Source organism: Mesorhizobium sp. M6A.T.Ce.TU.002.03.1.1 (assembly GCF_003997275.1).
GTDB classification, from domain to species: Bacteria; Pseudomonadota; Alphaproteobacteria; order Rhizobiales; family Rhizobiaceae; genus Mesorhizobium; species Mesorhizobium mediterraneum.
The window spans coordinates 1-21,897 of sequence record NZ_RZTI01000101.1 but is presented as its reverse complement, the minus strand read 5'-3'; the positions used below and the strand labels follow the sequence as shown (position 1 = coordinate 21,897).

The window sequence follows — 21,897 nt, the reverse complement described above, 5'->3', positions numbered from 1 at the left end:
TGAGCGTGCGCAGCCTCTGGCCGGCAGCGGACTTCAGATGAACTGCCTTGAACCAACCTGTGCGCACAATCTGTGCAATTCCCTGCGCGTCATTCCGGTCCGTCTTCACCGTCATCGCGCCCAGAGCCGCTTTGACATGTCGACTCTCGAGACACACGACAGGGAAGCCCTCGTCGACCAGGTGTCCGCCGATCCACTCCGATGTCGCACCGGCTTCCAAGCCAACGCGAACTAGATCGTCCCGCCATCGCTGAAGTGCAGCCGTCACAGCATCCGGGTCACCGAGCACCTTCCCCTGCCACAGCATCTCGCCGGTCTCGGCGATAACGCAAATAGCTACCGCGTCGAGTGAAGTATCCAGTCCTGCATAAACGCTCATGCCAATCTCCTCTTGCAAGGTCGGCTCTGAGCATCAGACAAACGTCATGATCCGAAAAGGGGCCAGACGTTCAGGGAGCTGAACCGAATACCCCATCTCTTCAGAGAAGCGGCTGCGTTTCATGTCCTGGTCCTCTCGATGGGCCAGAACGAACTTCAAACCGGATTAGATCAGAGGGGCAAGGTCAGAACCACAGAGCCGGCAGGAACATGGATACGCCGAAAAGCAGCTTGCAATCAGCTTCGCGATCAGAGAACCCTATCTAAACATCTAGATGGCCGATGTGACGGATCGTCTCGGACCAAATCCACCCAACGATCGACGCTGTTCTCTGCAGACTTACCGGTCAAGGGTGGGCAGCTCACATTTCGAGGGTGGCTACGGTTACTATCCCTTGAATGTCGCAACCCGTTGAATTCCGTCGAGGCGCTCCGTGCGGCGCCACTGATAATACCTGCAATAGATTCTTAAAATAAATTTTACTGAATCTTTGCGACCGCAAAGCGCTGACACTGGTATCTTCGCCGTAATGTCTGAGGCAGGCGCGAAAAAGTTGATGCCTGTTTTACACTCGGACCTGCACAGCACAAGGAGGTCGTCCCATGGCGAGAAGAGCACTCATTCTAATTGAAGGCACAAGAAGCAACGGGCCGCTTTACGCTAAAGCAGCCCAACGTCTTGGCCTTCATCCAATCACCCTGTCGGCTGATCCAGCTCGCTACGACTATCTTGCCGCAGAAGGGATTGAGGCAATCCGTGTCGACACAGACAATCTTGATGCACTGATCCGCGAATGTTCCCAGCTACGCGCGAACTATGACATTGCTGGCATTACCAGCGCCCTGGAGTCAGTCTATGCGATAGCTGGCAAGCTTGCCCTGTATTTCGATCTGCCGGGGCCGAATCCCACATTGGTTGAACAGTGCTGCGACAAATTCACTCAACGTCAACTCCTCGCGCAGGCTGGCGTTCCAGTGCCTGCCTATCGCTTGGTAGTGAATGCGGCGGACGCAGAAAGCTCTGCTTCGGATATCGGCCTGCCGGTAATACTTAAGCCAGCCGTAGGCAGCAGCAGCAGCGGTGTCCGACTGTGTCACAACGTCGATGAGTTGGTCGAACATACGACCTATCTGCTCAGCAGCAAGTACATATGGCCGTTTTCGCCAAAGCACATACGGCGGTCTTCGCCGATGGTACTGGTCGAAGAATACGTAGAAGGCCCACAGTACATTGCTGACATCATGGGAACTGAGGTCGTTGGAATTACCGCTGCTGAATTCAGCTCCCTACCGCATTTCGTCTATCATGAATGCGTATTTCCGGCTCCCCTGACCGACGACGAGTACAAATCTGTCTCCGATTTTTCGCTGAGATGTTTGCAAGCTCTCGGCCTCGGTTGGGGCCCAACGTGCATCGAATTCCGATGGACCAAGCGTGGCCCGGTCGTCATTGAAGTCAATCCGCGACTTGCTGGCACCGATCCCCAACTGGTTCAGCTAGCTTATGGGGTCGATCTCGTCGCTGAGCACATCAAGCTTCTTATCGGCGACGAATGTGATTTGCGCAAAAGGCATTCGCACACTGCGGCCGCGCGGTTTTTAATTCCTGATTGCGATGGCACCCTCGATTGGATCGATGGCGACGCCCGGGCGGCTGCGGTATCGGGTGTTGCCGAGGTCAAATTGTATGTTGAACCCAAGACGCCGATTATTAGGAAGGGCGATGACCGTGACTGCCTCGGATGTGTCATCGCCACTTCACCCAGCCATGCTCAGACCGAGGCGATACTTCAGCGTGCGGTCGACTTAATTAGTTGGTCAATCACCCCAGTTGCGAGCAACAGGAGCGATCGCCGACCCCTCCCCTCCCAGCACTCCCGAGGAGGTGGTGCTAGGTAAGATAACGCCCGCCGCATATCCGTTCAATCCGAGGGATCCGCGGCACAAGTTGACACGACTTGTTTGAATTGTTTCCGCAGCCCGCAACGAGCAAGACCCTCGCCAACGAGCGACTCGGTCAGTCCTCAGGTTGGCACGGCGGCCCAAATGGTCTTATTGGCCCACGCTGCCGCTTAACTTGAAGGGTGCCGACATTTATAGGCATGTGAGCCCTATGTCAAGCGCGGTAAGAACGATGCGGTGGACGCGGAGGCGATCTGCGAAGCGGTGACACGCCCGACCACGCGCTTGGTGACGATGAAGTCGGCCGAGCAACAGGCGGCCTTGTCGCTTCACCGCACACACAGTCTTCTGGTCAAGCAGCGCACGCAACTCGCCCTGCAACGAAGTGACGACGTGGCACGACGCTTGTCGACGATCCCCGGCATCGGTCCGGTTGGCGCCACAGCATTGGCCGCACCCGCTGCGGATCCGCTGATCCGGGACAGTTCCGCTCGGGTCGAGAGTTTGCGGCCTAGCTCGGGCTGACACCTTTACAAAACTCGAGCGGCGGCAAGGATCGGGCGGCCGCATCACCAAGATGGGCAACCGGTATTTGAGAAAGCTTCTGGTAGTCGGCGCGACATCGTTGATCCGTCGGGCGAGATACAAACCGGAGACAGCCGATCCTCGGCTTGTCGCGTTGCTCGCCAGGAAACCCGTGCGAGTGGCGAGTGTGGCCATGGCGAACAAGATGGCCCGTGTTGTCTGGGCGATCATGGTACGCGGCGTGAGTGTCCGGGAATTACCGAAACACGCGGCAAGCTGCTGACAATGAGCCCGGCGACGATGGATCGGCTTTTGGCGGAGGTACGTGTTGTGGCTCGCGGCGGCCAGCGCCGGCGAGCAGGAATGAGTTCGGCGGTTCGCCGATCGGTGCCGGTGCGCACCTTCGGGGACTGGAATGATCCGCCGCCCGGTTACGTCGAGGTCGATTTCGTGGCGCATTCCGGCACATCTTCGTCCGGCAGCTTTGTGCAGACGATGGTGTTGACCGATATCGCCACGGGGTGGACTGAATGCGTTCCGGTCCGCACGCGCGACAGCGGCAATGTGATTGTGGCGATCAAGCAGGCCCGCTCGTTCTTTCCCTTCCCCCTGCTCGGCGTAGATTTCGACAACGACAGCGCCTTCATGAACGAGTTCGTCGTCTCCTGGTGCCGCAGCGAGGAACTGGAAGTGACGCGCTCGCGCGCCTATCGAAAGAATGACCAGGCGCATGTGGAGCAGAAGAATGGCGCCATCGTGCGTCGCCTGGTGGGGTATGGTCGGTTTGTCGGCGCGGAGGCGACGGCCGCGCTTGGTAAACTTTATGCTGTCGTGCGGCTTTACGGCAATCTGTTCCAACCGTCATTCAAGCTTCAGGAGAAGACGCGGATCGGCGCTCGTGTGATCAAGCGCTATCATCCGCCAGTTCCGCCTGCGGCCCGTGTCCTTGCACATCGGCAGCAAGTGTGTTGCAACGCCTGACAAAGATCGACCCCTCGCGCTTTAAGGAAAAGAACCTGAGAATGGTGCAACGGCTTGTGAAGGTCTGGCGCATGGAAATGGCTGGGCTGATCATCCTCGATGACGGTTGGATGAAGAGCTGGCCGCTATCTCCCTCCGCCGCGACGGATGGAGAAAGGGCCCATGTCGGCCCTATCGCGTTCGGTAACATTCCCCGGTGAGGCAATAGGGGGGCAGTTTTCCATGTCGCCCGACACCGATGAGGTGGCTCGCCCTACACTGCGCGTGGGACGCTTGCTCGGACGATCCGAGTCGGCCGGGAGGGCGAGGTTCGCCTCTTTGGCGAGTCGACGCGTCGTGTACGTGCATGGGCGGCGTTATTCAGCGGATCGCGGACAAGTTTGATCGGGTCTATTTCTGGTACGAGGCAGGACCAACCGGCTATGGTCTCTATCTGCTGATCCGTTCGTTTGGCCACGAATGCACCGTGATCGACAGACTCTACCCAAACCTGGAGGAAGTTCAGGATCAGATCACGACCTCTCGGTTTTTTCCTCCCAAGCCTGCTATGACTGATCCCTTCCCCGACGACATTGACGAGGTAATTTGGGACGAAGCATCCACACGGGCGGATGCAATCTGCTGTTTCCTGAAGCGCAATCCTGAGGGCGCGAAGGCCGGCGATGTTGCGGAACTCGCAGCTGCGCTTGGTCTAAGTCTATCTTCAAGGGCACCAGCTGCTCGAACGCCGCCAAGGCCTGCAACACGCCCAGTGCGAGGGCACGCTGAAGCTTGTGCAGAAGATTGAGGAGGCCTTTGTCGGAACCCCCGCCTGCAGGGCGCCCTCTCCGCTGCCGCAAATACGAAACTGCTCGTCATACTTCACGCCGCGGGCTGACCTCAATAAGGACCTTTGCGAGCGTCACGAAGTCTGCGACAAACAAGCCAATCTGCCGCCGCACTGTTTCTGCTGCGAGCGTGAACCCGGCACATTCGAGGACGAGGGTGCCTACCGTTGGCTCAGCCGTTAAAAGCGACTTAATCCCTGCAAGCACATCGGATGTGATGACATCAGGAGGCGCGTCAGGGCAAGGATCTGCGAGCCGCCGCCATGTCAGAGAACCTTCAATTCCTCCAATTGCAATATCAATCTCCTTTGACGACCATCCAGCCGCATTGAAATGGTGTTCTGCAAGTTTCGTGGAGTCATAAGTTAAAATCCCTACCTTGCGGCCCGATGGCATGCTCTTGGCCGCAAATGGCACTAGCGCGAGGCTCGACAACACAACTGGTACGGAAACCGCAGCCGCCACGTCGGCTTGGTGCAGCGAGCTGAAGCCGCAGTTGGTGGTTATCGCCGAGACTCCCTCTCTTTCGAGTTTTTGCGCTCCGCTGACATACGCATCCTTGAGCGATGGGTCTCCGGCAATTAGCCTGGCCACGTTCGCGCCTTCAACAGTCAGACGCTTAATCGGAAATTGATGTGTCTCAGGCGCGCACAAGGCACCAAGATGACTGATTGGTCTGTTTTCGAGTTCCAATATCCCCAAGGTCTTCTTGTTCACGACGCCTCTCCTGTTCCGGCTCCGATAACTTTTCGTGGTTTTCTGCGGCTCGGTTCGAACGAGTGCCGAGAAGCGGCGGTGTCCTCTAGAGATCTGAGGCCCACTCAAACATCTGCCTATACACCTGACGGCTACGCCAGAGGACCATTTCGCGCCAATCCTCCGACCTGGGATCGTAGTGTTCGCGAAGACGGAGTCGGATGGCTTGTGCAAGTTCCGGGTCGACCTCGGGATTTTTCGCCAACCAATGATCCTCTCTCAGGACCCGTCGACCGTTCTCCGGATCAAACGTGCCGAATTCAAGCGCCACGTAAACGTGACGCTCACCAAGCAGCCGCTGCCAAAACTCATCAACGCAGCCCCGTATCGGCACTGACGATGAGGTCCCAAGGTCGGGCGAGGTGACCGATCTTCCGAACATCGCCGATGCCCGTTCATAACCAGTGAGCCCCGAGGGCTGCTCGGTCTGAAGCTCGCCGTATCCGAAGGGCCCCAGGCCGGTATGTACGTCGACAATCACCACCCGATCTCGGGATTTCAGAGAAAAGTCGTCCGCAATTCTCTCTAGCGTCAAACGCGAATGGCTGGGACCGAAACCTCCGAAAAATACGCCGTCGGGATAACTATATTGGCCAGCTTTTCGAGCAGTTTGGAAGGCGACTTCGCCGTTTTTCTTGCGAAATTCCTCAATAGCGATTTCTGCGGTTTCGAACACTGGACCACTTATCTCTGCCGGGACTAAATAGTCGGCAAGCTCGGCGTAACCCGGATTGGCTGGAACAGGTTGCGAGAAGTCCACGAAATTACGATTCAGATCGCAGCCCTCTTCAGTGACGCGGCGATCCCACGCAAACCCGTATGGATTAAGTGCGTGTATCAGAATCATCGCTTGGTCCGGCCGCAGCGAGCTAGCAGCGCCCCTTCGCATCCAGTCCACCTGCCCAGCCGAGCCGCAGTAGCCCTCTACACCGTGTGTGGCCGAGATCAATACGCCCATATGACGCGCGTCTGGATTGCCGAACCAAGCGACATCGGTGAACAATTCCTCACCACCCAGTCCTCGGGCCGGCGATTTATATGATCTCACAGAGTTGGCGAGATCGAGGAACTTCTGGCGCGCCTCAAAATATGTGTTGGAAAAGGTTCTGGAAATGTCCTGCAGTATCGCGTCGCGCATTTGTCAGTCCTTAACGATCAGCTCGCGAGGGCTCTTGGTGAGCGGTTCGTAACCACCCTCAGCCACGACGAACGATTGAGTGATTGTAATGCCAGTGTCTTTGAGCCAAAGACCTGCCATCAGGTGGAATGCCACCCCGGCCTGAAGCACCGTACGATCTCCTTGACGAATACTCGCCGTGCGCTCGCCCCACGTCGGCGTGTATGCCACACCGATCGAGTAACCTAGCCGACTGTCCTTCTCGATACCATGGACGCTTAGGGTCTTTCGCCATGCCAACTCGATTTCTTCGCATGTCGAGCCCGGTCGCACCACATTAAGAGATGCGTCGATCCCTTCGATGACGTAGGAAGCCAAATCGCGATAGCTTTGAGGCGGCTTACCAAAGTAGATCGTGCGGCTCATCGGAGCATGGTAGCGCAGTCGACAGCCGGATATTTCGATGTTCGCAACGGAGTTGGGTGCAATAGGGCGGTCACTGAAAATTGGATGTGCCTCGCGCGCCCGCGCACCGAACCCCATGTGAGGCGGGCTCGTCGCCGGAAGCCCACCGAAAGACGCAGTGCCGGTCATCTGCGCATGGTAGATGGCTGCAGCCACATCACACTCTCTTACTCCCGGAGCGGCGACTTCAACAGCGCGCGCCATCATGCGTTCGGTGATAGCCCCTGCATCTCGCATATAAGCGACTTCCTCGGCACTCTTCACGAAGCGCGCCCAATTCACTAAGAGTTCGGCGTCCCTAAAACGGACGTTCGGCATTGCCTTCACGAACTCGGCGTGGTCTCGAGCTGTATAGTAGTAAGCCCCCATCTCCACTCCCACTGTTTTGGCGCTCGGAGATTCTCGAAGAATTGCGTCGGCAATAAACTGCGACGCGTGCCGATCCGCAGCCTGAACGTAGATATCGGGATAGGGGATAATGCGGTCGACTGGGAGGTAACTCGTGATATGCGCGGTGGCAGAGTCGACTAGCCGCCCGATCCATAGGGGAAGCTCCACGTCTTGAAAAATCACCAGGGCCTGGACTGTATAAAACGACCATGCATCGTAACCGCTTAGATAATATATGTTTGCTGGCTCCGTAATCACAAGTACATCCAGCTCGGCATCTACCATGCGAGCTTTTACACGCTGCAGTCTAGACCTATACTCAGCTTCAGAGAAATTCAGAATACGCATTAATTCATCCACGAGAGTTGAGTTAAATGGAAAGCACCGATAGTACTAGGGCCCGCAGGCCGACAATTCCCCCCTCGCCCGATAGGTTGGATCTCGGCAAACCACACGAACCGTAAGCGTGCGACCGACAATGTCCAATATAAATACGAGGGTCTCTTTATCGCGTATCAAGATTGATGCAGATTCTGCTGCGGCATGGCGGCAGGCTGACACGGTCAGGGAGCATGCTCACTGTTCCATCTGTGGAAGTTGCCTGAACCTGAGTTGGAATTATCATAGCCCGGCTGATTTTGAATTGTTCCCGGCTCGAACTTCTGGCCACCGGCCGCTCCAGGGCACGACCTGCTCGAGGTCGCGCGCCACACGGACCAGCGTGGCCTCGTCGCCAAAACGGCCGACAATCTGAACGCCGATTGGCAGTCCGCTGGCGCTCTGGGCCAAAGGTAACGACACCGAAGGTTGTCCGGTAACGTTGAAGACTCCGGTATACTGACATAGTGAGGCATCCGCCTCCTTGAATTCTTCGACGGAGAGTGTCGTGTTGGTCGTGCAATAACTGTCGCGATGCCGCGTAGCGACATGGGGCATTGTGGGAGTCAGCAGAATATCGAATTCTTGGATCGCCTCGCCCACCTGAAAGCGCATTTTCCGCAAGGCCTCATGAAGCTCTCGAGGGTCGGTTTGCTCAGCTCGGCCATATTCGTAGTGCTTCAAATTGACCGGCTCCAAAGTACTAGAGTCAATTGCACGCGCCATGGCTCGCGCATTGTCCTCTAATGTACTTGCAAATATACTGGACGCAGCAAGCATGATTCGAGTATAGTCACTTGACTTGTAGGGGGGCGTCACTTCCTCCAGCACGTGACCCATTTCCTCGAGGAGTGAAGCCGTCGCTTCCAGGGCGCGCAGGACTTCCGGATCCAGATCGATTGCACCCCATTTGGTCCTTGCTATCCCGACTCTCAAAGTGCCAGTTGGCCGGGCAAGTTCTTCCACATATCGCCGGTTCGGCTGGACTATGATGAAAGGATCACCAGGATGAGCACCGGAGAAAACATCGAGCGCAGCAGCCATATCGCGCACGCTTTTGCAAAGAACAAAAGAGCGGCTGCGGCCGAAACTTGCGTCCTGATTATCAGGGCCGCCGGAAACGCGGCCTCGGGATGGGTTCAGCCCGACTAACCCGCACCACGAGGCCGGGATGCGAATTGACCCGCCTCCGTCGCTACCATGTGCGATCGGAGTGATGCCGGCGGCCACTGCTGCTGCGGCTCCCCCGGATGCCCCCCCCGCGGAGCGATCTAAATCCCAGGGATTTCCAGTGATGCCATGGAGAACAGATTCTGTCGTTGCCGACATCCCGAGCTCCGATGTTGCAGTCCTTCCTATATTGCGAAGGCCGGCATTCCTGGCGCGACGGAAATAGTAACTATCGGTATTTGAGCGATACCCTTTGAACAGGCGGCTCCCGCTTTCCTGAAGTCGGCCGGCTTCAGAGGCGCCGATGTCCTTGCGGAGGAATGGCACACCATTGAAAAGTCCAAGGTCAGCTCCGGCAACGGTCTCAGCATCATCGTAGAACTCGATGACAGCGTTGATGCGCGGATTGACCTCGTCGTGGGCCTGGCGAGCCAAACGCGTCAGTTCCACGGCGGTCACTTCACCGGCGCTTACGAGCGCCGCCAGACCGGTAGCATCGTATTGCAAGTATTCACGGAGTTGCATGCTGGTTATCCCATTCATAAGAATTCCTATGTCGGCGTGCGCTTTGTAAACGGAGTTCCAAATCGCTCTCCGCGTCGAAAAGTCGGTTTATACCCATCGGGAATGCTCCGCGCGCCATACGCACCTTGGAACAGAAAGCTCATGCACATTGCCCTGGCGCAAAAGCAATAGTCGCGCGACTCTCGGTCACCAGAGCGCCCTTTCGAGCGCTGGCCTTGTAGTGCTCTTGCAGTCTTTCGAGATCTGCTGCCGGAATGTGGCACCGGATGGCATGGCCGGGCTCCGCTTCAATCAGGGGCGGCTTAGTTGTCTCACAAATCGGACCGATCTTTCGCGGGCATCGACTCTGGAAGACGCACCCTGGAGGCTCATTGGCCGCGGAGGGAATTTCCCCCGACAGCCGAATGCGGGTGTTCTGGGTGCCGTCGAGGTTGGGGACCGCGGAAAGAAGTGCCTCCGTATAGGGGTGGTTTGGTCCTTCGAATACGCGCTCCGATGGCCCTATCTCCATGATCCGCCCGAGGTAGAGCACCGCAATTCGGTCGGAAAGATACCGCACGACGCCAAGATCGTGAGAGATGAAGACATAGCTGACCGCCCGGGCCGCTTGAAGCTCCGCGAGAAGATTCAGGATCGCAGCCTGAACTGAAACGTCGAGGGCCGAGGTAGGTTCATCGCAGACCACAACTCGAGGGTCGCCAGCGAAGCTCCGCGCTATGGCCACGCGCTGCTTAAGCCCGCCGGAGAGCTGGCGCGGGCGTAGAGCTAGGTGTCGGGGCGTCAAGCATACCGCCGTAACGAGAGCGTCAAGACGGCTAGATAAGTCGGCGCCTCGGAAACCGCCAAGCCTGCGCAACGCGCGACCAATAATGCGAGCGACGGAATGGGAGCGGTTCAGCGCCGAGTCCGGATTCTGGAAGACGATCTGCACCGCCTTCACGTCTTCATCCCGGCGCCGGTCGAGACTGGGAGCAAGGGGGTTGCCGTCGAGCTCGATGGTTCCGCCGGCATCGGGCGGGACCAGGCCCAGGAGCATTCGTGCCAGAGTGGTTTTGCCGGAGCCGGACTCGCCGACCAGACCCAGTGTTTCTCCTGGCAGCAGGCTTAGCGAGACGTCGGCGACCGCACGCACTGCGTGGCTCCCCTGGCCATAGGTCTTCGAGAGATTGCAAACCCGGAGTACCGGCGCGGCCCCCGCTGTAGGCTTTGGTACCGCCGCCACATCGGCCGGCGTGCTGCGCGGAAGGTCAGCCGCCCGATCCGGGTAATGGCAACGCACCAGCCGATCGCCAGCATCCCGCAGGTCCGGAATTTCCGTCCTGCAGCGATCGTCGGCGAGCGCACAGCGCTCGGCGAAGGGGCAACCGGGCATCCGCGCGCCAAGCATGGGCAAGAAGCCCGGGATAGTGTCAAGCCGTCCGTGGTCCTTCAGCTGTCCGCCCCGCGGTAGGCACCGCAGAAGCGCGACAGTGTAGGGATGGCGCGGTGAATCCAAGATCTCCCGCGTCGGCCCTTCCTCCACCAGCATCCCCGCATAAAGGACGCCGACGCGGTCGCACATCTTCGCGACTACGGCGAGGTTGTGGCTGATGAACAGGATCGAGGTGCCAAACTCGCGCCGGAGATCGGTGACTAGGTCGAGGACCTCGGCCTCCACGGTGGCGTCAAGGCCGGTTGTGGGCTCGTCCAGGATCAGCATCGTCGGATCACTTGCCAGCGCCATGGCGATCGCTACCCGCTGCTGCATTCCGCCTGAAAGCTCATGCGGGTAGCGCTGCATGACTGAGCCGGGATCGGCGATGCGCACCTTGTTCAGCATCTCGAGGGCCCGAGCATCGCGCTCGGCCGCCGATAGACCTATTACTTCGAAGACCTCGACCAACTGCCGGCCTATCGTCAGCGAAGGGTTCAGCGCTTTGCCGGGATCTTGATAAACCATCGAGACCTTTTTTGCCCGCACTACCCTAAGCGCTTCGGGCCCGAGCCGCATGATATCCGCCCCGTCGAGCATCACCGACCCGCCCGTGATCTTGCCGTTCCGCGGCAGGTAGCGCACGACTGTCAGGGCCACGGTGGACTTGCCGCAGCCGCTTTCACCGACGAGCCCATAGGACTCGCCCGGCGCGATCTGCAGTCCAACCTCGCGCAGTACCGCGCGGTCCCGCCCGCCGGACCGGTAGGCGACAGAGAGACGGTCTAGGCGTAGCGCTGGTTCAGTCATAGAGCGCTCCTTGCAGCCCGTCGGCCGTCAAATTAACCCCTACGATGAGGCTAGCGATGGCCAGCGCGTCGAAAAGCACCGTCCACCAGTAGCCGCCGCTAATCATCGAATAGTTGGTCGCGACCGACAGCCCCCAATCCGGCGAGGGTGGCTGGAGACCGAAGCCAAGAAAGCTCAGAGTGGCGACCGAGAAGATCGCATAACCCAGGCGCACCGAGGATTCGACAAGGATGGGCGGCAGTATGTTGGGCAGGATTTCGACGAACATGATATGGACGGTATTCTCCCGGCGAAGTTTGGCGGCGGCGACGTAGTCGAACTCCCGCTCCGACAGGACCGCGGAGCGCACGGTACGGGCGATGACGGGGCCGAAGGACAGACCGATGACGATGATTACCATCGTCTCGGAGGTGCCGAGCGCGACGATTGCGAGGAGCGCGATAATGACCGACGGGATCGCCATCTTGGCCTCAATGAGACGCGAGACGACATCATCGACAATACCTCGGAAATAGCCGATGAGAAGGCCGAGCACGGTGCCCACGACGGTCGCCAGGATCGTCGCGAGAGGCGCGACGATGAGAAGATCGCGCGAGCCGACGATGACGCGGGAAAAGATGTCGCGGCCAAGTTGATCGGTCCCGAACCAGTTTTCTGACGAGGGCGATCCAAGCGCGTTCAGGATGTCCGCGGCCAGCGGGTCGTAAGGCACGAAGTGGCGGCCGAAGAGGGCGCAGACTACCCAAAAAAGCACGATGGTCACGCCGATCAGGAAGGAGCCGGAGCGGAACAGCGCTGCGAGGACCTCCTGGCGACGTCTTCTGGGTGCGGCGGTAGCAACGTCAGTCATTGACTCGCTATCCGGATGCGCGGGTTGAAGAGGGAATAGAGGAGATCGGCGAGCAGTGTCGCCACGGCATAAATGATGCCGATAACCAGCACGCCCGCCATTAGCACCGGAAAATCCTTTCCTTTGGCTGCATCGTAGATCAATGACCCGATGCCCTGGTAGCGGAACAACGTCTCCACCACCACAAGGCCTCCGATAAGGTAGCCCGTCTGGCTGGCGATGACCGTGATTGTCGGCAGAAGCGCGTTCCTGAGCACGTGCCGCCAGATGACTTGGCGCCTAGGAAGACCCTTCAGGATGGCGGTGCGGGTGTAATCCGAGTCGAGCGCCTCAACCATGCCCGCACGCGCCATGCGGGCGATATAGCCGAACAGGATGAAGATGAGTGGGATCGCGGGCAAAATCAGATAGCAGAGTTGGGTCAGAGGGCCCGCGCCATCCGGCCAGGCGGCGGAGATCGGCAGCCAGCGAAGCCATACGCCGAAGACGAGGATAAGAATGATGCCTGTGACGAATTCCGGAAGCACAGTCGCAGACAGGCCGCCTAGGCTAATGATGCGATCAACAGGGCGGTTCACATTCAGGGCAGCAACCACCCCGCCCAAGATACCAAGCGGCACGACCAGCAGAAATGCCACCGCCGCAAGCTTAACTGAATGGGCAAGCGCGGGAACTACGAAGTCAGCGACAGGGGCGCTATAAATATAGGACTGCCCCATGTCGCCTTGGAGAAAAAGCAAAATCCACGTGCCATACTGCAGAATGAGCGGCCGATCGAGGCCAAGCCGGTGGTTCAGCGCATCTACCGCTTGCCGATCGGCGAATGGACCAAGGATTGTTCGGCCGACATTGCCGGGCAAAACCTGCCCGAGAAAGAACACGAGCAGGCTCAGCACGATGAGGGTCACCAGCGAATAGGCAAAACGTCGGGCGAGGAGACGGCTCATCATTGTTGTTTGGGGCATCCTACCGTGATTGCGTGGCGGGCCAGCTTCGTGCCGGTCCGCCGAACCGAGGTCATACGATTCCCGCCCCCGCTAGGAAGAGCTGCCCCATGGCCGTTGCCTGGACGCCGACTACGCCCTTCTTGGTCGCCGTCAGGTGGTCGTAGAAGTAGCCGAACAGAACCGGTGTTTCTTTAAGCAGTAGCCGCTGGATCTTGCCTGCGTTTTCCCGCTGCGATTCAAGGTCGAGCGAGGCGACATAATTTTGGACTAGCCTGTCATAATCCTCGTTATGGAACTTGGCGGCGTTCCAAGCACCGGTGCTCGTCAGAAGTGATTTGAGAAGCACATTCGGCACGCCCCGGTGACCAAAATCGCCAATGCCCATTTCCGAGTCGAGCCAAGGAGATTGACCCAGGACCACATCACCGTAAAAGGCACCTCGGTCCATGATGTTCAGCTTTAGGTCGACACCAATCTCCTTCACCCAGCTCTGGATAAGCTGTGCATAGGCCGGAATTTCGAGAAATTGCGATGCCGTAAGCGTCGCCTCAAAGCCCTTCTCAACCCCCGCCGCCTTCATCAACTCTTTTGCTTGTTGGATGTCCTGTTTGCGCTGCGCGACCGAAGGATCGGTCGATGGATAAATGGGCGCAAATGGGCTGTCGTTACCGACGACCGCTTGGCCCTTCATCAAGCCATTCACCAGTTTCTCGCGATCGATACTCAGCGCCACCGCTTGGCGGATACGCGCATCTTTGAACGGGCCCACATTACACTGCATGTGCATCGGCTGGCTCGCGGTCGACCTGATCCTGATTATTTCAAAAGCGGGGTCGTTCAGCAGAGCCACGCCGGCAAGTGCGGGCAGTTTGTTGATGACGTCGACTTGCCCAGCTTGAAGCGCGAGGATTTGTGGCTGGATGTCCCGGTAGAAGGTGAACTCCGTCCTCGCCGGCAGCGCCCTAAGGGCCCAGTAGTCTTCATTACGGACGAAACTCGCGCCGACGTTCCGGGTGAACTTCTCAATCCTGAAAGGACCAGTGCCGTTCCAGGTTTTCTCGAAATCCCCGGAATAGTTCGCCGACAGGATGATGGCATTGTAGTTGTCAGACGATACCAGATAGGGGAAATTGCCATTCGGACCGTCAAGATGGAACTCGACGGTGTAGTCGTCCACCTTCTTGGTGCCGCCCTTCTGCAGGATTCCCTTGAAAACTGAAAGCGCGTTTGACGAATTCTTCGGGTCAGCCAGCCGATCTATGGTGGCAACGACATCATCGGCCTTCATCTCGGCGCCAGAATGGAACTTAACGCCCTTTCGCAGCGTAAAGGTCCAGACGGTGCCGTCCTGATTGGGCTTCCAGCTCGTCGCGAGACTGGGCCTTAACACAAGGTCCGGCCCGTCCACACAAAGGAATTCGCCGACCTGCTGGAACATCAATATTGGGCCGTAGTCCCCCGCCAGAACAGGGTCAATTGTGGCTTGCGGCGCAGGGCAAGCAACGCGAATGGTGGCATCTGGCTGAACGTTGGCACGCGCCATTGAAGGCGCAACGCCGAAACCAGCCGCCAATGAAACTCTTCCGAGAACCGGTAGCGACAAGCCAAGCAAACTACCATACCTCAGAAGTTCGCGACGACTCACACGGCCATCTACGTAGCCATCTATGAGGTGATTTTCGACAGGAGTGAGCCCCTTGCGAATCTTGTCAAGCCAATTTGCATTCATGAAGTTTCCCACCTTCGGTCCTTAGGGCCATAGGATCTTTTTTTGACTAGGCCCTTCCGTTCACGCGGTCGGCGACATCTCAACGCCACGTCATGCACCCACACGTGCAAGGCTTTTTAGTCCTGTGCCATTGTCGGCAGGCTCAGGTCCAATACAGTCTGCATATCATTGACATCTAGCATCGAGATCGGCACTGCCCGTCACGATGGAGCGTAGGCAGGAGATCCGGCAGGATGAGGGTAAGCCGCCGGTTGACGTCCGGCGCTGAGGGTGCCGTACCGCGCTCACCAGTTCGTCCCGCGACGCATTGCTCGCCGCGGCACGACATCCAGGAACAACTCAGCGAGGCAATGCGCGCTCTAGCTTTGATTGCCGCGCCGCGAAATCGTCCCATCAGAACCGTCGCATGTAAGCGACGGCGCAATGCCGTTTACAAACAGCTGTCCTGCTTGGCGCGGCTCCATCCCTGGATGGTTACAAAAACACGCGCTGCTCGCCGACTACATGCATGGCTCGACGGCCACGACCGAATTTCTGACAGATTAGGCCGACCCGCAGTCTTTCGTCGTACGCCCGAGACCATACAGTTCGAGTGCACCTGTTAGTCCTTGAGCACGACGATGGCCCGACGGCGCGCCGTCTCCATCTAGGCGTCGATGTCCATGGCCCGGTCCTTCCAAATGCAGCGTGGCGAGATTTGAGGGGGCCGCGGCTTGATCCGCGGGAGCATGGACATCTGCGTCCGGCTCTCGATTGGAAAACGCATACGTCCGAGGATCCTTAGGGGGAATGGTAACTAGGTCGTGCTTGATCCCCTTATACCCGACGAGGAGACCGAAGGCACGCTTGATACAGGAGAGCAGGCGAGTGCCAGGCCCACCTTCATGAAGCGCAGCTCGTATATATCCTCCTTGAACCAGCGTTCTGTCTCGATCTGCGCTTGTCGCAGAGCGGAGGTGCAGCTTCTACACGAAGAACTAGGGCCCGCTATGAGATCAGGATCCGAGGAGCAGGCTTCCTACGGCGCCTGCGCTTTTGCATCTCAGTCCCTCCTTCAATCGAGGCTGAACTCTAAACTCAGATGGAGGAAAACCCTGCCAGATCCAGGCGAAACTGCCTACGGCAAACTCGACGCGGTTCATCACAGACCCTGTACACAATTTCACAGAACCTTTGCGACCGCAAATGGCTGACAGTGGTAGGGTCGCCCGAAGTCTGAGGTCAAGGCGCGGCTTAAGAGAGCTGATGCCGATCACGCTTGACCACCGCACAGAACGCAACGTCGGAGTCAAAGTCCATGACAAGAGAAGCGCTCATCCTGGTTGAAGGTCATAGGGGTAACGGTCCGCTCTACGTCCAAGCGGCTCAGCGTCTAGGCCTTCACCCAATTACCTTATCGGCTGATCCGGGTCAGTACGACTACATCGCGGCGAAGGGGATTGAGGCGATCCGCGTCGATACAGACAATCTGGATGCGCTGATCCGCGAATGTAACCGGATAAGTGCGACGTATGACATTGCTGGCATTACTGGCTTTGCGCCTAACAATGAGTTGTTGTCTGCGACAGTTGGCAGGCTCTGCCGGTATTTCGATCTACCGGGACCGAACCCGGCAGCGATTGAACGATGCTGCGACAAATTCGCTCAACGTCAGCTCCTCGGGCAGGCCGGTGTTCCCATACCTGCTTATCGCCTGGCAGCGAATGTGGCGGACATAGAAAGATCTGCTGTGGAGATCGGGCTGCCAGTGATTCTTAAGCCAGTCATGGGCAGCGGCAGCATCGGTGTCCGACTGTGCCGCGATGTTGATGAGTTGACCGAACATACGACCTATCTGTTGAGCGAGAAGTACTTATGGCGATGTTCGCCGAGGATACTGGTCGAACAATTCGCACAAGGCCCGCATTATATCGCTGAGATCATGGAAAGTGAGGTCATTGGGATTACGGCCGCTGACTTCGGCCCTCTACCGCATTTCGCCTTTCGTGGTGTCACCTTTCCGGCCCCGCTGATTGATGACGAGTATAGGCGTGTCGCCGAAGTTTCGCTGAGCTGTTTGCGAGCTCTCGGCCTTGGCTGGGGACCAACCTGCATTGAATTCCGGTGGACGAAGCGTGGTCCGGTCGTCATTGAAGTTAATCCGCGCCTTGCCGGCGCGCCTGATCCTCAACTAGTTCAGTTGGCTTACGGTGTCGATCTCATCACCGAGCACATCAAGCTAGTCATAGGTAAGAAATGCGATTTGCGTCGGAGGCATTCGCACACTGCGGCCGCGCGGTTCCTACGCCCCGATCACGATGGCACCCTGGAATGGATCGGTGATACCAGTCGTGCGGCTGCCGTATCAGCTGTCACTGAGGTCAAATTGTATGTCGAACCCAAGACGCCGATAACTAGCAGAGGCGAAGACCCAGATTGCATCGGACGGGTCATCGGCGCTTCGCCCAACCGTGCTCAGACCGAGGCAATACCTTCAACGTGCCGTTGACTTAATGGACTGGTCTATCACACCCTTTCCGACCCCTGGCGGGAAGCGTTCTGCGGCCCCTACACCCGCACCGGCGCAGGCGGTGGGTAAGAAGCGATCGTTGCCAAACATTTGTGATCGGGAGCAGGAGAGGAACGGGTGATTTTTTTGACGTCAGCCTGGACAACATCAAACCGCATGTCGGGAAGCGGCCGACGATTATCTCACGGGCGCGGCTTTATTCTGCGGCGCGTTGCAGGCAGCGCCATGCGCCCCAGATCGGCCGGCTGCGACACGCATGATTGGCCTCGTCAGAGTTGTTGGTCAGCGGTATCTGCTGGCCAACGACAAAGCGTGGCAGGAGCGCGGAAGGTATGCCCTGCCGGAACGAAGCCGAGCCGAGTTGCGCCGCAATCTCGGACGGCTTCACAGCTTCACCTGTTGCGTGAATCCATGAACAGAAACGGCTGCGGCAGCTCTCGGTGGTTCTGGACACGGAGAAAGGTCCACTCGCGATGGTTCCCCTTCTTGCGCGCTTCCTCGGTGCCGAGACCATCTCAGGCGGCCTGCCGATCGGAGAGCCATCGCCCGCTTTGCCTGACTTACCGGGGCGCTGGATGAGAGCGGCCGACGCAGGCGTGAGAAAGGTCCTGCGCCGCTGGCAATGCTCGCGTGCCCTACCGCATGATCCTGTTGGCTTGGCGATTCGTCAATACCAAAAGGGACAGCGCTGGCGCACTGGTTTCGCGCGAGACCGTGGCGGTACGCGCAAGACGATGATCGTGGCTTTGGCACGCAAGCTGCTGATTGCATTCTGGCGGCCTGGCACGACCGGCGAGATCCCGACTGGAGTATCCCTGCGTCCGGCATAAAGCATGGAGGAGCGTTTCGACAGGATGAGCATTGACGTCTGGCAGCTGCGAATGCGTCTGCCGAAAACGATCCGAGGTGGTGGTGATCCCGGTTCTCATATTGCTTACGATGGCGTGCTGTAGAATAAGTCTCCCAGATCAACGCGGATACGGCATCATGGTTGTCGATCGGCGACGATCAACCGCATACAAGCTTGCGGCGCGTTTAACGCGCCTAATGGCGAGCGGCGTGTCGGACGCAGCACCCGGACTAGCGGCTATGTCGTCAGCCAGCGCATCAGGAAGCACATCGAAGTGGCGTTCGGGCGGATCAAGATCGTGGCGGGCCCAAACTAGCTTCCGCGGCCGGCCGTATCGGATGGGCTTTCAGCTTCGCAGCTGCCGGCTACAATCTGGTACAATGCCGGAGACCGGCTGATGGCTAAGGTTCCCGGCTCGCCAAAGCCTTTGCCGGCCGCGGCCCATCGTCGAGATGTTTGGGATAATGGCTTCCTCGACATTCAAGGGCTCGGAGGATGGCGAGATCGCCTCCGGCGCACTCAAGGGCTTGCTCGATGTCAGATATGACACGCCGCGCTGGCTCAGCCTGCGCGAGTCCTCGTGGGGAGGGCATGCTGAGAATGACCCAGCCTCTCCGCGGCTGCCGCCTCCGGTTTACTAGGGTCGCTTGAACTCGCAATCTTCGATTTTAGTCGAGACATGACGCCATCAGCGATGACAGGTTGCAAAGATTCCCTCAAATAAGTTCACAAAGTCTTCACGACCGCAAAGCGCCATCGATGCTAGGTCTCACCCGAGACGAGGCAAGGCTTGAACCGCCGCACCGCATAGGTTGGGAGACAGACATGGCAACAAGAGCGCTCATCCTGATTGAAGGAACGAGGTACAATGGTCCGCTTTACATCAACGCGGCCCGACGTCTTGGCCTTCATCCAATTTCGTTGTCGGCTGATCCAGCTCGTTACGACTATCATGCGCCGGAAGAGATTGAAACAATCCGTGTCGATACAGACAACCTTGATGCCCTGATTCGCGAATGTGCGCGCCTGCAGGCGACTTACGAGATTGCCGGCATTACGACCGCTGAGGAGGAGGTCTATGCGACAGTGGGCAAGCTCTGCCGGCATTTCGATCTGCCGGGGCCGAACCCCGAATCCGTTGAACGGTGCTGCGACAAATTCGTTCAGCGTCAGCTCCTTGCGGAGGCCGGCGTCGCAATACCAGCCTATCGCGCCGCAGCGAATCCGACGGAGATTGAACGCTTTGCCGCGAAGATTGGCCTGCCGGTGATTCTCAAGCCAGCCGTAGGCAGCGGCAGCAGCGGTGTCCGATTGTGCCGCAACGTCGACGAGCTAGCCGAACATACGACCTATCTGCTAGACGGGGAGTATATATGGCGGTCTTCGCCGCGGATACTCGTCGAACAATTCGCACAGGGCCCTACCTACAGCGCTGAGATAATGGGAAGTGAGATAATTGGGATTGCCGCCATTAACTGGGGCCCTCCACCACACTTCGTCGCTCGGGAATGCATCTATCCGGCCCTTCTGACAGACGACGAGTACCGGCGTATCATCGACGCATCGCGGAGCTGTTTGCGAGCTCTCGGCCTTGGCTGGGGTCCAACCAATATTGAATTTAAGTGGACGAAACTTGGCCCTCTCGTCATTGAAGTCAATCCACGCCTTGCGGGTGGGACCATTCCTCGACTGGTTCAGCTGGCTTACGGTGTCGATCTCATTACCGAGCACATCAAACTTGTCATCGGCGACGAATGGGATTTGCACAGAAGGCATTCGCACGTTGCGGCCGCTCGGAAACTAGTTGCTGATCGCGATGGCATCCTCGATCGGATCGATGGCGATAGCCTGGCGGCTGCTATTTCAGGTGTCGCCGAGGTCAAGTTGTACGTTGAGCCGAAGACGCCGATCATCAGGACGGGCGACTACCGGGACTGTCTCGGACATGTTGTGGCCGCTTCACCTAGTCGTGCTCAGACCGAGACCACACTTCACCGAGCCGTCGAACTAATTAGTTGGTCGATCGCACCGTTTTCGGCCCCTTTGCGATAGCCGCCGCTCACCTTTCCAGCATCCAGATCAACGAGGCGTTGACGGTGGTCGAAGCGGATATCGCGGTGCATGCCCTCCAGGATCCGAGTATCCGCCGTCTGATGACGTTGCCCGGCCCCGACGTAACGGTGGCTGCAAGCGTTGCCGCAGCAATCGGCGACATTCGGCGGTTCGGCGATCCACAGAGGCTTGTCGCTTATCTTGGCCTCAACCCCAGCGTGCGCAGTCCGGTGAGGGACCGGCCTATCATGGCCGCATCACGAAGCAGGGCCGCGGCCATGCGCGGGGAATGCTGGTCGAGGCGGCATGGGCGGCTGCGCGCTCGCCGGGTCCTCTGCGCGCCTTCTACAAGCGGATCGCCTCGCGTCGCGGGAAGCACATCGCGGCCGTCGCCACTGCGCGCCAGCTTGCAATGATCATCTGGCAGATGCTGAGCAAGGACGCCGACTATATCTGGGCCCGGCCAGCCTTCTCGCCCGCAAGTTCAGATCGGTCGAGCTGCGCGCCGGCCTCCCGACTAGCCATGCCAGGCGGCACCGCCTTCGACTACAACATCCCGGGCAAGCGCGCCGAAGAACGATCCCGAGTCGAAAAGGCAGAAGCTGCCTATGCAGCAGAGACTTCCCGATGGCGATCGAGGCCGAAAAGGCAGAAGGCTGTAGAAAAAGCCGCCGAATGAGAAGAAGAGGCTATTCTTACATCATCCGTCTGCATCGGCTTGCCGGGCGCAATATGATGCCATTCGACGCGGTTCTGATCCGCCCAGGCGAGGATGGCGTTCGAGGTGAACTCGCTGCCATAGCACCTGCGGAATGAAGGAGCCGCGGCGACCGAGAGAGCGGTGCGCGCAGCTTTTCGCTGCAGGCGCGCACCGCTGTCGAGGCGGCCATGGCCAGTCAAAGTTTCTCTAGAATGTGAATGTTCACGACCCATTCCGGAGAGACCGACCATGACCACTTTAGATTCTACACCCGCCGCCGTGGTGCTGGTAGCGATCGACATTGCCAAGGTGCGCAATGAAGTTCTGATCGAAGCACCGGGCCACAAGCGCCGGCGTCGCCTTTTGGTCCTCAACACTCGTGCTGAGCACGACCATTTGATCGAAGTGCTGCAGGCGTACGGCCGCCCTGTGGTCTGCGCCTTTGAGGCGACTGGGAACTATCACCGGCCGATAGCATGGCGCCTCTGCCCGCGGCGGTGAGCGTGCGCAGCCTCTGGCCGGCAGCGGACTTCAGATGAACTGCCTTGAACCAACCTGTGCGCACAATCTGTGCAATTCCCTGCGCGTCATTCCGGTCCGTCTTCACCGTCATCGCGCCCAGAGC

General features: G+C 58.5%; 15 protein-coding genes and 5 pseudogenes. 11 read left to right on the top strand and 9 right to left on the bottom strand.

The window, feature by feature from the left end; translation table 11 throughout:
* A partial coding sequence (locus EOC93_RS24470) for a transposase (RefSeq protein ID WP_164759262.1) occupies positions 1 to 379 on the bottom strand: 379 nt, incomplete at its 3' end.
* Between the two features lie 602 nt (positions 380 to 981).
* On the opposite strand from EOC93_RS24470, the gene EOC93_RS24465 reads away from it, so the two are divergent.
* The 5 genes and pseudogenes from EOC93_RS24465 to EOC93_RS35590 all read left to right on the top strand — a co-directional run bounded on the left by EOC93_RS24465 (position 982) and on the right by EOC93_RS35590 (position 4,573).
* Positions 982 to 2,277, top strand: a complete 1,296-nt coding sequence (locus EOC93_RS24465; protein WP_127205886.1) for an acetyl-CoA carboxylase biotin carboxylase subunit family protein — start codon at positions 982 to 984, stop codon at positions 2,275 to 2,277.
* A 207-nt stretch (positions 2,278 to 2,484) separates the two neighbouring features.
* Positions 2,485 to 3,088 (top strand): annotated as a pseudogene (locus tag EOC93_RS34965) (transposase); the annotation flags it as partial.
* Positions 3,089 to 3,090: 2 nt separating this feature from the next.
* Complete coding sequence (locus EOC93_RS24455) at positions 3,091 to 3,786, top strand: transposase family protein (RefSeq protein ID WP_245461529.1); 696 nt, start codon at positions 3,091 to 3,093, stop codon at positions 3,784 to 3,786.
* A complete protein-coding gene (locus EOC93_RS34960) occupies positions 3,774 to 3,986 on the top strand; it encodes a hypothetical protein (protein WP_245461528.1) in 213 nt (70 codons plus the stop codon). The genes EOC93_RS24455 and EOC93_RS34960 overlap by 13 nt, the downstream gene beginning before the upstream one ends.
* A gap of 146 nt (positions 3,987 to 4,132) precedes the next feature.
* Positions 4,133 to 4,573 (top strand): hypothetical protein, encoded by a 441-nt coding sequence (locus tag EOC93_RS35590; protein ID WP_127205885.1) that lies wholly within the window; start codon positions 4,133 to 4,135, stop codon positions 4,571 to 4,573.
* A 67-nt stretch (positions 4,574 to 4,640) separates the two neighbouring features.
* On the opposite strand, the gene EOC93_RS24445 is transcribed toward EOC93_RS35590, so the two are convergent.
* From EOC93_RS24445 to EOC93_RS24410, 8 genes are all read right to left on the bottom strand, one after another.
* Entirely contained in the window at positions 4,641 to 5,330 is a 690-nt protein-coding gene (locus tag EOC93_RS24445) for a hypothetical protein (protein ID WP_127205884.1), read from the bottom strand.
* A gap of 85 nt (positions 5,331 to 5,415) precedes the next feature.
* Positions 5,416 to 6,507, bottom strand: coding sequence for a M14 family metallopeptidase (locus EOC93_RS24440; protein ID WP_127205883.1), 1,092 nt, complete (start codon positions 6,505 to 6,507; stop codon positions 5,416 to 5,418).
* Between the two features lie 3 nt (positions 6,508 to 6,510).
* On the bottom strand, positions 6,511 to 7,689 hold the full coding sequence (locus EOC93_RS24435) for a Xaa-Pro peptidase family protein (RefSeq protein ID WP_127205882.1): 1,179 nt from the start codon (positions 7,687 to 7,689) through the stop codon (positions 6,511 to 6,513).
* A 273-nt stretch (positions 7,690 to 7,962) separates the two neighbouring features.
* Positions 7,963 to 9,414 carry an amidase gene (locus EOC93_RS24430; RefSeq protein WP_127205881.1) on the bottom strand — a complete coding sequence of 484 codons (1,452 nt, stop codon included), beginning with the start codon at positions 9,412 to 9,414 and terminating at the stop codon, positions 7,963 to 7,965.
* 139 nt (positions 9,415 to 9,553) lie between these two features.
* Positions 9,554 to 11,635 carry an ABC transporter ATP-binding protein gene (locus EOC93_RS24425; protein WP_127205880.1) on the bottom strand — a complete coding sequence of 694 codons (2,082 nt, stop codon included), beginning with the start codon at positions 11,633 to 11,635 and terminating at the stop codon, positions 9,554 to 9,556.
* Positions 11,628 to 12,485, bottom strand: coding sequence for an ABC transporter permease (locus EOC93_RS24420; RefSeq protein WP_127205879.1), 858 nt, complete (start codon positions 12,483 to 12,485; stop codon positions 11,628 to 11,630). Before EOC93_RS24420 ends, EOC93_RS24425 begins: the two co-directional genes overlap by 8 nt.
* Entirely contained in the window at positions 12,482 to 13,432 is a 951-nt protein-coding gene (locus EOC93_RS24415) for an ABC transporter permease (protein WP_127205887.1), read from the bottom strand. The genes EOC93_RS24420 and EOC93_RS24415 overlap by 4 nt, the downstream gene beginning before the upstream one ends.
* 70 nt (positions 13,433 to 13,502) lie before the next feature.
* On the bottom strand, positions 13,503 to 15,161 hold the full coding sequence (locus EOC93_RS24410; RefSeq protein WP_127205878.1) for an ABC transporter substrate-binding protein: 1,659 nt from the start codon (positions 15,159 to 15,161) through the stop codon (positions 13,503 to 13,505).
* Between the two features lie 1,297 nt (positions 15,162 to 16,458).
* Here EOC93_RS24410 and EOC93_RS24405 point away from each other — a divergent pair.
* The 6 genes and pseudogenes from EOC93_RS24405 to EOC93_RS24380 form a co-directional block, all read left to right on the top strand.
* Positions 16,459 to 17,791: pseudogene (locus EOC93_RS24405) on the top strand (acetyl-CoA carboxylase biotin carboxylase subunit family protein).
* Positions 17,792 to 18,734: 943 nt separating this feature from the next.
* A pseudogene (locus EOC93_RS24400) lies at positions 18,735 to 18,925 on the top strand (IS5/IS1182 family transposase); the annotation flags it as partial.
* Positions 18,926 to 19,345: 420 nt separating this feature from the next.
* Complete coding sequence (locus tag EOC93_RS24395) at positions 19,346 to 20,572, top strand: acetyl-CoA carboxylase biotin carboxylase subunit family protein (protein WP_127205877.1); 1,227 nt, start codon at positions 19,346 to 19,348, stop codon at positions 20,570 to 20,572.
* 101 nt (positions 20,573 to 20,673) lie between these two features.
* Positions 20,674 to 20,739, top strand: a pseudogene (locus EOC93_RS34950) (hypothetical protein); the annotation flags it as partial.
* 89 nt (positions 20,740 to 20,828) lie between these two features.
* Positions 20,829 to 21,251: a hypothetical protein gene (locus EOC93_RS34945; RefSeq protein WP_245461530.1), complete on the top strand. Its 423-nt coding sequence runs from the start codon at positions 20,829 to 20,831 to the stop codon at positions 21,249 to 21,251.
* A gap of 270 nt (positions 21,252 to 21,521) precedes the next feature.
* Positions 21,522 to 21,758 (top strand): annotated as a pseudogene (locus tag EOC93_RS24380) (IS110 family transposase); the annotation flags it as partial.
* Positions 21,759 to 21,897 lie beyond the last annotated feature (139 nt).

What these genes read in the sequence shown, in the direction of transcription:
- EOC93_RS24395 (WP_127205877.1), top strand. Translation starts at nt 19,346, where the DNA reads ATGGCAACAAGAGCGCTCATCCTGATTGAAGGAACGAGGTACAATGGT.
- EOC93_RS24410 (WP_127205878.1), bottom strand. Translation starts at nt 15,161, where the DNA reads ATGAATGCAAATTGGCTTGACAAGATTCGCAAGGGGCTCACTCCTGTC.
- EOC93_RS24425 (WP_127205880.1), bottom strand. Translation starts at nt 11,635, where the DNA reads ATGACTGAACCAGCGCTACGCCTAGACCGTCTCTCTGTCGCCTACCGG.
- EOC93_RS24455 (WP_245461529.1), top strand. Translation starts at nt 3,091, where the DNA reads ATGAGCCCGGCGACGATGGATCGGCTTTTGGCGGAGGTACGTGTTGTG.
- EOC93_RS24435 (WP_127205882.1), bottom strand. Translation starts at nt 7,689, where the DNA reads ATGCGTATTCTGAATTTCTCTGAAGCTGAGTATAGGTCTAGACTGCAG.
- EOC93_RS24415 (WP_127205887.1), bottom strand. Translation starts at nt 13,432, where the DNA reads ATGAGCCGTCTCCTCGCCCGACGTTTTGCCTATTCGCTGGTGACCCTC.
- EOC93_RS24420 (WP_127205879.1), bottom strand. Translation starts at nt 12,485, where the DNA reads ATGACTGACGTTGCTACCGCCGCACCCAGAAGACGTCGCCAGGAGGTC.
- EOC93_RS24465 (WP_127205886.1), top strand. Translation starts at nt 982, where the DNA reads ATGGCGAGAAGAGCACTCATTCTAATTGAAGGCACAAGAAGCAACGGG.
- EOC93_RS24440 (WP_127205883.1), bottom strand. Translation starts at nt 6,507, where the DNA reads ATGCGCGACGCGATACTGCAGGACATTTCCAGAACCTTTTCCAACACA.
- EOC93_RS24430 (WP_127205881.1), bottom strand. Translation starts at nt 9,414, where the DNA reads ATGCAACTCCGTGAATACTTGCAATACGATGCTACCGGTCTGGCGGCG.
- EOC93_RS35590 (WP_127205885.1), top strand. Translation starts at nt 4,133, where the DNA reads ATGGGCGGCGTTATTCAGCGGATCGCGGACAAGTTTGATCGGGTCTAT.